At 37.7% G+C, this 12,013-nt stretch carries 15 protein-coding genes; 7 read left to right on the plus strand and 8 right to left on the minus strand.

Annotated elements, in window-relative coordinates; all coding sequences use genetic code 11:
* Position 1: 1 nt before the first annotated feature.
* Entirely contained in the window at positions 2 to 247 is a 246-nt protein-coding gene (locus tag WYK_RS12380) for a YkuS family protein (protein ID WP_040374801.1), read from the minus strand.
* A gap of 111 nt (positions 248 to 358) precedes the next feature.
* Here WYK_RS12380 and WYK_RS23985 point away from each other — a divergent pair, with 111 nt between their 5' ends.
* Positions 359 to 493 (plus strand): YuzL family protein, encoded by a 135-nt coding sequence (locus WYK_RS23985; protein ID WP_081704876.1) that lies wholly within the window; start codon positions 359 to 361, stop codon positions 491 to 493.
* Positions 494 to 592: 99 nt separating this feature from the next.
* Here WYK_RS23985 and WYK_RS12385 read toward each other — a convergent pair whose 3' ends face one another.
* The 3 genes from WYK_RS12385 to WYK_RS12395 form a co-directional block, all read right to left on the minus strand.
* Complete coding sequence (locus tag WYK_RS12385; RefSeq protein ID WP_040374802.1) at positions 593 to 1,531, minus strand: magnesium transporter CorA family protein; 939 nt, start codon at positions 1,529 to 1,531, stop codon at positions 593 to 595.
* A gap of 269 nt (positions 1,532 to 1,800) precedes the next feature.
* Positions 1,801 to 2,424 carry an SGNH/GDSL hydrolase family protein gene (locus WYK_RS12390; protein ID WP_328286286.1) on the minus strand — a complete coding sequence of 208 codons (624 nt, stop codon included), beginning with the start codon at positions 2,422 to 2,424 and terminating at the stop codon, positions 1,801 to 1,803.
* An 87-nt stretch (positions 2,425 to 2,511) separates the two neighbouring features.
* Entirely contained in the window at positions 2,512 to 2,796 is a 285-nt protein-coding gene (locus WYK_RS12395) for a hypothetical protein (RefSeq protein ID WP_235782499.1), read from the minus strand.
* Between the two features lie 202 nt (positions 2,797 to 2,998).
* Here WYK_RS12395 and WYK_RS12400 point away from each other — a divergent pair, with 202 nt between their 5' ends.
* The 3 genes from WYK_RS12400 to WYK_RS12410 all read left to right on the plus strand — a co-directional run bounded on the left by WYK_RS12400 (position 2,999) and on the right by WYK_RS12410 (position 4,691).
* Positions 2,999 to 3,370 (plus strand): winged helix-turn-helix transcriptional regulator, encoded by a 372-nt coding sequence (locus tag WYK_RS12400; RefSeq protein WP_040374804.1) that lies wholly within the window; start codon positions 2,999 to 3,001, stop codon positions 3,368 to 3,370.
* Between the two features lie 131 nt (positions 3,371 to 3,501).
* Positions 3,502 to 3,666 (plus strand): hypothetical protein, encoded by a 165-nt coding sequence (locus WYK_RS24935; RefSeq protein WP_161629131.1) that lies wholly within the window; start codon positions 3,502 to 3,504, stop codon positions 3,664 to 3,666.
* Between the two features lie 107 nt (positions 3,667 to 3,773).
* On the plus strand, positions 3,774 to 4,691 hold the full coding sequence (locus tag WYK_RS12410; protein WP_040374806.1) for an NAD(P)/FAD-dependent oxidoreductase: 918 nt from the start codon (positions 3,774 to 3,776) through the stop codon (positions 4,689 to 4,691).
* A 38-nt stretch (positions 4,692 to 4,729) separates the two neighbouring features.
* Here WYK_RS12410 and WYK_RS24555 read toward each other — a convergent pair whose 3' ends face one another.
* Positions 4,730 to 4,876, minus strand: a complete 147-nt coding sequence (locus WYK_RS24555) for a lmo0937 family membrane protein (RefSeq protein WP_152526467.1) — start codon at positions 4,874 to 4,876, stop codon at positions 4,730 to 4,732.
* A gap of 211 nt (positions 4,877 to 5,087) precedes the next feature.
* On the opposite strand from WYK_RS24555, the gene WYK_RS12415 reads away from it, so the two are divergent.
* A complete protein-coding gene (locus WYK_RS12415; RefSeq protein ID WP_040374807.1) occupies positions 5,088 to 5,420 on the plus strand; it encodes a DUF2680 domain-containing protein in 333 nt (110 codons plus the stop codon).
* Between the two features lie 96 nt (positions 5,421 to 5,516).
* Here WYK_RS12415 and WYK_RS12420 read toward each other — a convergent pair whose 3' ends face one another.
* Positions 5,517 to 6,119, minus strand: a complete 603-nt coding sequence (locus tag WYK_RS12420; RefSeq protein ID WP_051387474.1) for a GNAT family N-acetyltransferase — start codon at positions 6,117 to 6,119, stop codon at positions 5,517 to 5,519.
* Between the two features lie 292 nt (positions 6,120 to 6,411).
* Here WYK_RS12420 and WYK_RS12425 point away from each other — a divergent pair, with 292 nt between their 5' ends.
* A complete protein-coding gene (locus tag WYK_RS12425) occupies positions 6,412 to 7,839 on the plus strand; it encodes an aldehyde dehydrogenase family protein (RefSeq protein ID WP_040374808.1) in 1,428 nt (475 codons plus the stop codon).
* Positions 7,840 to 7,888: 49 nt separating this feature from the next.
* On the opposite strand, the gene WYK_RS12430 is transcribed toward WYK_RS12425, so the two are convergent.
* The gene (locus WYK_RS12430) at positions 7,889 to 8,305 is read right to left on the minus strand and encodes a VOC family protein (protein ID WP_040374809.1); all 417 of its coding nucleotides are present in this window, start codon (positions 8,303 to 8,305) and stop codon (positions 7,889 to 7,891) included.
* Between the two features lie 12 nt (positions 8,306 to 8,317).
* Positions 8,318 to 9,082, minus strand: a complete 765-nt coding sequence (locus tag WYK_RS12435) for an alpha/beta hydrolase (protein ID WP_040374810.1) — start codon at positions 9,080 to 9,082, stop codon at positions 8,318 to 8,320.
* 810 nt (positions 9,083 to 9,892) lie between these two features.
* Between WYK_RS12435 and WYK_RS12440 the strand changes: the two genes are divergently transcribed.
* Positions 9,893 to 11,872 carry a S9 family peptidase gene (locus WYK_RS12440; RefSeq protein WP_040374811.1) on the plus strand — a complete coding sequence of 660 codons (1,980 nt, stop codon included), beginning with the start codon at positions 9,893 to 9,895 and terminating at the stop codon, positions 11,870 to 11,872.
* The last annotated feature ends 141 nt before the right edge of the window (positions 11,873 to 12,013 follow it).

Raw genomic sequence — 12,013 nt, forward strand, 5'->3', positions numbered from 1 at the left:
TTCAATATTGAAGCTTGTGATCAATCTCTTGACACACTTGGTCAGCAGTCATTCCATCGGCATCAATAAAACTAGCCTTAGTAGATGTGTCTTGGATTCCCATCACATTTGAATCAAGTCCTGTTACTACACAAAGATCACAGTTTTGCGAATCTGTTTCATTTTTCAATTCGACCACTTCATACCCTTTATCTCGAAGTGCCTGTTGAATATTACTCAATGATGGATCAACGGCGATTTTAGCCAAAATAAACACCTCCTCCTGGTAATGTGTCCAATTAAAAGGAAGTTATGTATCATTCGAAACGCTGTATAGTTTTATCTTTCATCGCAGACCCTATTAATGGAGGTGAAAGCCATGAACAACAAAACAAAAAAAGATCCATCTAAAAGTGAGCTTGGGTCATCTCAAGTAAAAGGACAGGGAACCACGAACATAGAAACAGGAAATGTTGAAGCATCTTCATCAAGGAAAAAGCAAAAGCAAAGTTAAATCAGCCTTTCAGGCTGTTGAGCTCCCTCGACAGCCTTTTTTCTCGAATACAAAAAAGATTGCTTACCACCGTAAAATGGTCGCAAGCAATCTTTACAGTTAAAAGTATTTCTTTTTCCAGAAAAAGAAAGCTGTAGCTGATGCCAATCCTGCTGCAATTGTTAAGGTTATTGCGAAGGCGTGAGGGTGATGTGAAAAGGGTAAATTCACATTCATTCCGAAGAAGCTCGCCACCATCGTCGGCAGTGTTAAAATGATCGTGACGGAGGTGAGAAACTTCATCGCAATGTTGACATTGTTCGAGATGATGGAGGCAAATGCATCCATCATCCCGCTTAAAATCGAACTGTATGTTTCACTCATCTCAATTGCCTGGTTGGTCTCAATAATAACATCCTCAAGCAAATCTTTATCTTCCTCATACATCTTCAAATAATTAAAGCGTAGAATTTTGTCCAGCACGACTTTATTTGATTTAAGCGAGGTTGTGAAATAAACCAAGCTTTTTTCTAAGCCTAAAAAAGTATAAAGTTCTTTATTTTTCATTGATTGATGCAGTTTACGCTCAGTATCATTGGTAATTTTATTAACTTGCTTTAAATAACGTAAATAGAATGAAGCAATTTCTGAAAGAATTTGCAAAGCAAACCGCGTTTTTTTATTCGTATAAAAGCTTTTAATTTTATTGTTTTTGAAATTAGTCAAAATGGGACTATCCTTCAATGAAACAGTTAGAAAATAATCTTCGGTAAAAATAAGTCCAATGGGAATTGTCTCATACACAGGCGTACCTGTTTCATCGTGAGTTAGATAAGGATAATCGACAATAATTAATACATCCTTCTCCTCACGTTCGATCCGAGGTCGTTCTTCATCATCTAATGGATCTTTAATAAAGTTTTCAGGTAAATCCAGTGTTTTTACGATTTGTTGTATCTCATCTTCCGTTGGTGCTGTCAGGTGAATCCAGCAGCCTTTTTCGAACTTAGTTAAATTCTCTATCTGTCTAGGTTCTGTTGTTTTGTAAATTTCAATCATGCTTTAACCTCCTCATTTTTAGAGGAAGCCATACGATCTGCTATAGAATCGATACTAAACCGTTATCGTATATTCGATAATCACGATGGCATGAGCTTCCCCGTGCTCACTGGGTTCAGGATCGTAGGAACTACTGTTCATGCGTATCAACTCACTTTCATTTTAAATCAGTGATTACTCTCTATCTTAATCATAAATATGCGAAAGCACAATAACGATTCTTTTCCAGGAAAAAGCTCCCAGCATCATGACTGAGAGCTTTCATCTTATTATTCTAACCCGTTTGCCCGTAACCAAGTACGCGCCATTAACAAATTACCAGTTGAATTCATATGAACACCATCTGTAGTCAGATTATATTCGGGATGTTTTTTTAATACAGCTATAAAACATTGATGCTCTGGTACAAGCACACCATTAAACGTCACTGCAAGCCTGCGTACAATATCGATGTAAGGCTGCAGTTTACGATTACCTTCTGATTCAATGTTTTCTTCAATAATGGTTGGTTCCATAATAATAATTTGTGCATTCGTTTTGACCTTCACAAGAGATAATAGCTTTTGATAGATTTTTTCAAATTCACCTGGGTAAACCTGATTCATATTCGGATTATCTAATTGTCTCCACACATCATTAATACCGATTGATATCGACACATAATCTGGATTAAGCGCAAGGACATCTTTTTCCCAACGATCAGCTAAATCCGTAATTCGATTCCCACTTATTCCTTTGTTAATTATGTCAGGAATACCTTCTGGCTGTCTCAAACGTAAGTGATCCCGTATGATTCGCACATATCCGTCACCTATCTTTTCAGAATCGGTATTTCTTCCACAATCGGTTATACTATCTCCAATAAAAATCAGTCTCTCACCCGACTTCATCATGGTCCTCCTTCTATGTACATGTATATTTCTTCAAAAAAAATCGAATGGACTCAACCATCCAAACGATTTTTTCCTCTATCTTTTATTTTAAGAATGAACTTTATCATTATAATAATTGACGCTGAACATCGCGCCTTCGTCAACCATCTGATTATCACCGAAATCATATGGATCGGGATGACCGGCTTTTTCAATATCCTCATACAATACTTCAGGACGGTGTCGATACCAGAATTTCAATGCTTTATGTTTAACATCCTTATAAGAACAGATCACTTTTTCACGATTGGACTTTGTGGATAAAAAGGAAACCCCAGCTACTCCGAATCCAATTAGAAGATATGGACCAACACTTTTCACTATCGCCATCATGATCATCCTCCTTGTCAGTTATTAGTATATACCCGGTCTAAAAATTAATAAACAAAAATTAGGAATATTCACAAAAAAATTCTATTTCTAACATGATAATCGTCCTAAACGCTCCGAATGTTTAAAAAAAGAAAGGAATCAGCTGTGAGGTTTGTTACTTTTAAGCTAAACATTTATACTATAAGATATGAGGTGATAGTATATGAATAAGTGTTCTTCTACTTTATGTCCTCGCTTCGAAAAAGGAATGCAAATTCTAAGCAAGCGCTGGGCTGGTTTAATTATTCATCAACTGCTAAATGGTCCACAGCGGTTTTGTCATATAGAAGCAGCATTTCCAATCAGCGGCCGCATTCTTTCCGAACGGTTAAAGGATCTTGAACGAGAAAATATAGTCAAACGAGACGTATATCCTGAAACACCTGTACGAATAGAATATACATTGACTGAAAAAGGGATGGCCTTGGCACCAGTTATTGAGGAGATTCAACGTTGGAGTGAGGAATGGGTAACATTTGAATCAATTACAGAAGAAGCAAAAGAAGAAAATGAACCAGCGAAAAAGGATCTTTAATAGGTCCTTTTTTTCTTATATAAAAAATGGATGTTTACGTTAAAATTAACACAAGGTTGTTATGTTTATCAAACTACTGGAGGTGAAGGATAATAGAACTCTTAATGACTTTCTTAATTGGAGTTTTTATTATGTTTATAGGTTTTCTGATACTCAAGAAAAAAACTCTTTTCTTAGTAAATCTTGTTTTATGGAATGCAGTATCAGGTAATGAAAAACGATTATCTCGAATCTTTGGGACTGTCTTACTAATTGCCGGATTTATTGTTATCCTATTGCCGCGTTTATTGTCTTAATTCAACTACCTTTAATATTTCCTTTCTTATTGTATGGATTGTCTGTTTAAACAATCAACAGCTGGGTATATTGCTTATCATAAACTATATAAAAAGAAGGTGATTAATTGACGAAACAAGATTGTCTAATAATTGGCGGTGGGATCGCTGGACTACAATGTGCGATTCAACTAGGCCGTTATAACCACGATGTTACTGTAATTGATTCCGAACAAGGCCGTTCAACGATTACCTGGGGATTTCATAATCTGCTGGGCTGGCCAAAAGGCATCACTGGTCCAGAACTGCGAAAACTTGGACGTGAGCATGCTGAGCAATGCAATGTCACTTTTTTAAAGGATCGTGTGGTCAGCGTAAAAAAAGACTCAGATATTTTTATCGTGAAAACAGCTCAGAACAATACCTATGAGGCAAAAACAATTTTCATTGCTACTGGGATTACTGATAACTTACCTAAGATTAACAACCTTATGCCCTGCCTCGGCAAATCGATTTATATTTGCCCCGATTGTGATGGATTTGAAATCACAAATAAGAATACAGCAATCATTGGCGGCGGTAATGCAGGTGCTAATATGGCACTGACCTTAACGTATTGGACACACCTATTAACCTTTATTAATCATACAAAGACGCCCATAGATGACAAGTTGATGACAGAATTGAATAAACTGAAGATACCAGTAATTAATGAAGCTGTAACTGATATTTTGCTTGATTTGGATGGTCAATTAACAGGAATCCAATTAGAATCAGGTAACATAATTTCTTGTGAACGTGGATTCACCGCGTTCAGCGGGAATAAATTAAATAATGAGTTGACCACTCAGCTTGGCGTTAAACATGATCAGCGGAATCACGTCCTTGCTGATCCACGTACGAAAGAAACAAATATAACTGGTGTTTGGGCCGGAGGTGATTTACTTGCTCATTCTGAACAAGTAACCATTTCCATGGGAGATGGATCACAAGCCGCGATTTGGATTCATAAGCGTTTGATGGGTATACCTAGAATGCCACAATAAAAAATACCCCCGCCTGTTGTAGCGGGGGTATTTCCTATCTACCCTCTTGTCCGTCCTTTAATTACCTTGTACACAATTAGGATAACAGCAATGATCAAAAGTATATTAACAAATCCTGCTGCAATTTTAAATACGAGACCAAGAACCCATAAAAGAATTAATAGTCCAATTATTGTCCAAAACATCTGCATCTCCCTCTCTTCTAAGGATTGTTCAATCATAATTTATGTTAAAAAATAAATGCTTATGCTTAAAATACCCTTACGACCTATTTTAAAACACAATAATTTTTTTTAACTAGCTAATTGTCGAACTTCCCTAATTTACCAAAAAATATCTGGATAATTTATCTGGCGATACACATCCTAATCAGGATAACTAGAAGGGAGCAAGTATATGAAAAAACTCGTATTTAGTTTACTGGCATTTACCTTTTTATTAAGTGCAGGTTTCAGTGTTTCAGCATTAGCCAATGAAACCAAAACGGCACCGGAACAGGAAAAAACAGTCACATTAACGCAAGCTCAACAAGCTGAGATTGGGGCTATTCATAAAGAACTTCTTGCTAAGCAAAAACAGCTCATACAGAAATATGTTGAGTATGGGGCTCTATCAAAAGAAAAAGCAGACCAAGTAAACAACCACTTTGAAAAACATTACCAAAGAATGGAACAAAACGGTTTTCAATTTCCACAACACAGACACCAAAAGCACGAGAAGCCAGAGTAAAAACGAGAAAGGCAGTCGAGGGTTTCCTCAACTGCCTTTTTTATCAGTTATTCTTTCATTAACCCCAAGAAGAACATCTTAGGCTGAGAGCTATGGTTAAACATCAAAAGATTGAACGGATGCTTCCTCATAATCTTTCATGATCATTCCATATACGTATGTGTCGGTAAGGGTCTTTCCATCTGCTGATAAATCCTCATTTTTCAGGACCGCCTCTAGCTTGAATCCTAGTTTTTCCGGGATGGCTTGGCTTTTTACGTTTGCCGCCTCGCATCTAATTTCTAACCGATTAAATCCCAATTGGTTCATTCCTAAGTCTGTTAAACGCTTGATGGCTTCTGTCATATACCCATTGCCGCTATATTTCTTATCAATCCAGTAACCAATGTCCCCCGATTTTACCTCCCAATCAATATTGTGGATACTGGATGTTCCTATATATTCATCAGTCTCTTTATGAAAAATGAGAAAACGGAAACTTTCACGTGCTAAAAACTTTATGTGCGCATTTCTTAAATTGCTCTCGGTTTCTTCGACAGGAGGGATTTCCTGCGCAAAGGGCAGCCATTTGCTTAATTCAGCAATAGATTCCCTAATTGCCTTGTTCACTACTCTTCCGTCACCCGACAAGAAAGGTACCCGGAGGAGTAATCTATCTGTTTCGAGTGATGACGGCATTTCAATTACTATAGGACCCACTTTCATTCACCATCCAATATAAGTTTATGTATTCCTAGTAAAATAAACGCTCATTATCCAAAAACCGAAATCAAACTACTAACGTCTTAATTTCATCAAATATTAACAACCACCTAATTATTTGTCAATCATTTCCTATTACATTACGTGTTTAAGGATTTTCCTTATTTTTCTGCCTCATCCTTCCGTAATTCACTCAAGACGCCCCCGCTTTTTAAAAAACATTCATATGTTTACCAATAATCAAAAAGGGAACATTTTATATAAGTCAATAATATAAAGGAGTTTGATTATGCTTAATCATACAAAACAATACATCAACGGTGAATGGGTAGACTCTACTGGATCAGACACAATAGAAGTAGTTAACCCAGCAACAGAAGAAGTAATGGGTAAGATTAGCGCAGGAACAGAAGAAGACGTGAATCGTGCTGTCCGAGCAGCGAAAGAGGCTTTTCATTCCTTCTCTCAGACATCTATAGACGAACGAGTTAAACTTTTAGAGGACATTGCAAAAGAATATGAAAACCGTAAAGATGATTTAGTCAAAGTAATGACTGAAGAGTTAGGTGCTCCAATTACTAAATCGGAGGAAATTCATTATCAAATGGGGCTTTCACACTTTAAGCAAGCCGCAGAGGAATTGAAAACCTTCAAGTTTACGGAGAAAAGAGAGAGCTCTTATATCCAAAAGGAACCGATTGGTGTAGCAGGACTGATTACACCGTGGAATTTCCCAACCAATCAAATTTCCACAAAGTTAGCTAGTGCACTGGCAGCCGGAAGCACCTTAGTGGTGAAACCTGCCTCTCAAACACCATTTGCATCTATTATTCTAGCAGAAATTTTTGATAAGGTTGGTGTTCCTAAAGGTGTCTTTAACCTTGTAAATGGTTCAGGATCAACCGTTGGGGAAGCAATCAGCACACATCCAGATGTCGCTTTAATATCCTTTACGGGTTCAGGGCCAGTTGGAAGCAGCTTAATGAAGAATGCTGCAGATGGGATTAAAAATGTCTCATTAGAACTTGGAGGAAAATCACCTTTAATCATTTTAAAAGATGCAGATGTCAAGGTAGCAGCTAAAACCGCTTTAAGTCAAATCGCTACAAATACAGGTCAAGTATGTTCAGCAGGAACGCGGGTCATTGTACCGAAAGAAATGCATGATGATTTCATTGAAGCAATGAAAGAATTAGTAACAGAATTCCCTGTTGGCGATCCTCAGGACAAAAATACTTTTATGGGTCCACAGGTGTCCAAAGATCAATGGGAAACCGTTCAATCATACATCAAAAAAGGTCAGGAAGAAGGAGCCACCCTCGCAATCGGTGGTCCGGGCAGACCTGATGGAATGGATAAAGGATTCTATTCTCAGATAACTGTTTTCACAGATGTACAAAACGATATGACTATTGCTCAGGAAGAAATCTTTGGACCTGTCATGTCAGTAATTACGTATAATGATATTGACGAAGCAATTGAAATTGCCAACGATACCATTTATGGACTTGCAGCTTATATAATCGGATATGATAAAGAAGAACTGAAGAAAGTCGCTTTACATGTTAAAGCCGGACAAATCACGATTAATAACAGTGAAGTAGATATATCTGCACCATTTGGCGGCTTTAAACAATCCGGTATTGGTCGTGAATGGGGAGATTATGGAATTGAAGAATTTCTTGAACCAAAAACCATAATGGGTATGCCCTCTTAATAAGTGAAAAAACAAACCCAATAACCCCCGAGTCAGGGGTTATTGGGTTTTACTTTTGTGATGGATAACTGCAAAGTTCAATCAATGTTCCGTCAGTTGATGCAGGGTTAACATAAATAAGTTTCCTACCACGTGTGTTCGTACGAAGTGTATCCTCTAGAAAACGCACACCTTTTTTTCTTGCCTCTTGTATCGCTTCATCCAAATCGTCCACTCGATAAGCAATATGGTGTACCCCTTTCCCACGCTGCTTTATAAACCGAGCCATTGGCGAATTCTTGTTTGTAGGTGACAGTAATTCAATCACTTTATCATTCGTTCTAACTACCGCAACATGAACCTCCACCCCAGGTGCATCACTTGTATATCGGTCCTCCACTATTCCATTTAAGACAGTAAGATAAAACGGAAGCGCGTCATCAATACTTCTTACCGCAATTCCAATATGATCTAAAATATAATCCAATGTAGTTCCTCCTCATGTCTGTAAAAATGCAAATAATTCAGGTAATCTTTCTCTAAAAGATAAATAATTATGTTCCGCCTCTAAAATAATTTCAAATTTCGCATTAGATGTTTTTTCTATTAATAAATCATAAATAGCTTTATTCGAAGCTATAAATTCCTTATTGATGGTTTCTTCATCTCCAGCTTCTTTCGTTCCACAATCTACGTAAACTCTTTCAATGAATGACAAATCAGAAACTCGGATTAACTTTTCAAGTTCCTCTTGGTTACGGTAAAAAGCTGAAGATAAAACGGCTATATTTCTGAATACGTTAGGATAACGACACATAGCATAAATCGAAATAAGTCCTCCTAAAGATATTCCAGCCATGGCCGTATGTTCTTTTAATGTACGATATTTCGTATCTATGTATGGCTTTAGTTGATTCACAATAAAATCTACATACAGTATACCTTTTCCACCTTCAAAACTTCTATGACCTACTATTTTCTTGCTATATTCCCCAGTTATCCATGGACAATATTCATTTATTCTCTCTTCACTATTTTGGTCGATCCCTACAACAATAACATTCAATTGATTTTCATCTAAATACTGTTCCAGGTTTAAAGACGTTCCACCTATTGCGTCATGATCCTGAAATACGTTTTGCCCATCGTGCATATACAAGACTGGGTAACTCTGGTTTTCCTTAGTATAATTTTTAGGTAGATATATTCTAATCCGTCTTTCTTCTTCAAATGATGTTATGTATAAAGACATTATTTCTAGCAAACCTATCCCATCTTTCGTGAATAATCATATGAGTTTATGTAACAAACTAGATGATCGGTCCATTCCTCAAATTCAAAAATAAATGCGCCGTTCTCGGCTAAATGATAAGAATGTGTGTTATCAAGGTTTATATGAGCCTCTATTCGGTGGAAAGCCAATTCATTAAATGCGAGCTCAATTGCTGCTTTTACCGCCTTTTTCTCCTAACCATTTCTCCAATACCGATTGTGTATAGTATAACCTATCCTAGCCCATTGAAAGTCATGTCTTGCTAAAGTGGAGAAATCTATTGTCTTCTTTCCTAAACACACCAAACACATATGCTGTATTATTGTGAGCTAAATCTTAATGTGTTGATGAACCATTCCATGTATATTCATCCATATCAATCTTCCCTTTATCATGCCTGTGTTGAGTTGGAAGCCGGTTTTCTAATTCTCACAGCCAATTTTTATAATCTGCTTCTTTTTATGGCCTTACTACTACTCTTTTAGTTTCTCTGATAAATCAAGTTGTAACTGGAGCTATGGCGAACAGAAAAAAAGTATTGTTTATTTGGGATAAAGCGACCAAATACTTAGATAATATGATACTTAATCAGCTAATACACGCCATTAAGACTTATCAGCCAACTATTAAAAGAATTGAATTAAACCTTATCAATCAAACTAGTCCTACGACATTCTCTTCTATCAATCGTATAAAAGATATGTAATGATGAGTGTATCTTTGCTTTTTTTCATAAAAAGACAGGATATTTATTTCTGTTGTCGAAATATATATCGTAAGAAATAGAGAGGATGAATTCTAATGACCCTATCTGGTATTCTCGCAGAAGATTTATTTGATTTAAAATCAGTTACCGATCCACAGCTGTCTCCCGACGGAACGTATGTTGCCTTTGTAGAAACAAGCATTGACAAGGAAGATGAAGAGTACATATCTAATTTGTTTGTTCATCATTTTCCTACAAACCAAACAACTCAATGGACGTTCGGCAGTCATCGACATTCTTCTCCACGTTGGTCTCCTAACGGTGAGAGTCTTGCCTTTCTATCAAATCGTACTGGAAAAAACCAATTATATGTTTTACAACTTGCCGGCGGTGAAGCTAACAAACTGACGGATCTTGAAAATGGGGCTTCCACACCTATATGGTCTCCTGATTCGAAATCCATTCTTTTTTCAACAGCCATTAAATCAGGAAAAACACTCCATGAAAAGATCGAGAAACCTAAAAAGGAAAAAAAGGCCGCTAAAATCTATGATCGCATTAAATATAAAGCAGATGGGAAAGGCTATCTGGAAGATACCTTTAGTCAGCTTGTGATAATCGATGTTAAGACGGGTGACACTAAGCAGTTAACCAAAGGTGATCAACATTATAGTCCAAGTTCTTGGTCTCCTGATGGAAATCAGATCGCTTACACAGGAAATGATTCCGCGGACAGGGATTATCAATTGGTTGATGACGTATTTATTCTTGATATCGAATCAGAAAAAACAGAGAAAATTACGCCTAGTACCGGCTTTTTCAATGATCCCAAATGGTCACCTGATGGTACTTGGATATCTATTATTGGTCACGAACGCGAGTATCAAGGTGCAACTCTTAGTAAAATCTGGTTATACAATACTACCGACCAATCATTCGTTTGTCTAACTTCTGAATGGGATGTTCAAGTTGGCGATGTAAGTGCCGCAGATTTCCATATTGGAACCGTTGATCCTGGTTTACTTTGGACAAATGACAGCCAAGGCTTTTACTTCCTAATCAGTGATCACGGGAATGTCAGCGTTTATTATGGGTCAGTGGATGGAGCGATGTATCCTTCCCTAAATGGACAACAGCATGTGTATGGATTGACAATCAATCCAGAAACTCACGAAGCGGTTCTAGCTATTAGTACACCTGTTCAGCCAGGCGATTTGTATACATATAATCTTTCAACCGGCGAACTTGCTCAGTTAACGTTTATCAATGATGAACTTCTTAAGACCCGTAGTCTTTCTGAAGCCGAACCAATCAGTTTTCCATCAAGTGATGGACGTGAGATTCATGGATGGATGATGAAACCAGCGGACTTTGATCCAGAAAAACGGTATCCACTAGTATTAGAAATACATGGCGGTCCTCATGCTATGTACGCGAATACCTATTTCCATGAATTTCAAACACTCACTGCTCAGGGCTATACCATATTGTTTACCAACCCACGGGGAAGCCACGGCTATGGACAGGAATTTGTTCAAGGCTGTGTCGGCGATTATGGCGGCATGGACTATCAGGATTTAATGGCAGCTGTGGATTATGCAGTAAACACGTATGATTTTCTTGACGAACAACAATTGGCTGTTACCGGCGGCAGTTACGGCGGATTTATGACCAACTGGATTGTCGGCCATACCAATCGCTTCAAAGCAGCTGTTACACAGCGCTGTATTAGTAATTGGTTAAGTTTTTATGGAGTCAGTGACATCGGCTATTACTTTACAGAGTGGGAAATTGAAGGCGATATTTTTGAATCTCCGGAAAAATTATGGCATCATTCTCCCCTTAAATATGCGGCGAATGTGCAAACTCCACTGTTGCTGTTACACGGTGAACTAGACTTCCGCTGCCCAATCGAACAATCTGAACAATTTTTCACTGCTCTTAAGAGACAGAAAAAAGAGGCTGTTCTCGTATCGTTCCCAGGTGAGACTCACGAAGTTTCACGCAGCGGTTCTCCACGACTGCGCCTGCAGCATACAGAACAAATCAGAGATTGGTTTAAAAAATATCTGTAACAAACAGAAGGCTGTCACATTTGACAGCCTTCCTTGTTTGGCTAATGAAGACTATCTCCCTAGAAGCCTCCTCTCTTAAAAAGCCTTCCGCACAAGAATGGCCCTCAAGCGCACACTATATGCCGTTTCCGCACATTAATC

The organism is Peribacillus psychrosaccharolyticus ATCC 23296, from assembly GCF_000305495.1.
GTDB classification, from domain to species: Bacteria; Bacillota; Bacilli; order Bacillales; family DSM-1321; genus Peribacillus; species Peribacillus psychrosaccharolyticus.

Bases quoted from the DNA above. Each gene is read 5' to 3' on its own strand.
- WYK_RS23985 (WP_081704876.1), top strand. From the start codon at position 359: ATGAACAACAAAACAAAAAAAGATCCATCTAAAAGTGAGCTTGGGTCA.
- WYK_RS12425 (WP_040374808.1), top strand. From the start codon at position 6,412: ATGCTTAATCATACAAAACAATACATCAACGGTGAATGGGTAGACTCT.
- WYK_RS12415 (WP_040374807.1), top strand. From the start codon at position 5,088: ATGAAAAAACTCGTATTTAGTTTACTGGCATTTACCTTTTTATTAAGT.
- WYK_RS12440 (WP_040374811.1), top strand. From the start codon at position 9,893: ATGACCCTATCTGGTATTCTCGCAGAAGATTTATTTGATTTAAAATCA.
- WYK_RS12395 (WP_235782499.1), bottom strand. From the start codon at position 2,796: ATGATGGCGATAGTGAAAAGTGTTGGTCCATATCTTCTAATTGGATTC.
- WYK_RS24555 (WP_152526467.1), bottom strand. From the start codon at position 4,876: ATGTTTTGGACAATAATTGGACTATTAATTCTTTTATGGGTTCTTGGT.
- WYK_RS12385 (WP_040374802.1), bottom strand. From the start codon at position 1,531: ATGATTGAAATTTACAAAACAACAGAACCTAGACAGATAGAGAATTTA.
- WYK_RS12390 (WP_328286286.1), bottom strand. From the start codon at position 2,424: ATGATGAAGTCGGGTGAGAGACTGATTTTTATTGGAGATAGTATAACC.
- WYK_RS24935 (WP_161629131.1), top strand. From the start codon at position 3,502: ATGTTTATAGGTTTTCTGATACTCAAGAAAAAAACTCTTTTCTTAGTA.
- WYK_RS12400 (WP_040374804.1), top strand. From the start codon at position 2,999: ATGAATAAGTGTTCTTCTACTTTATGTCCTCGCTTCGAAAAAGGAATG.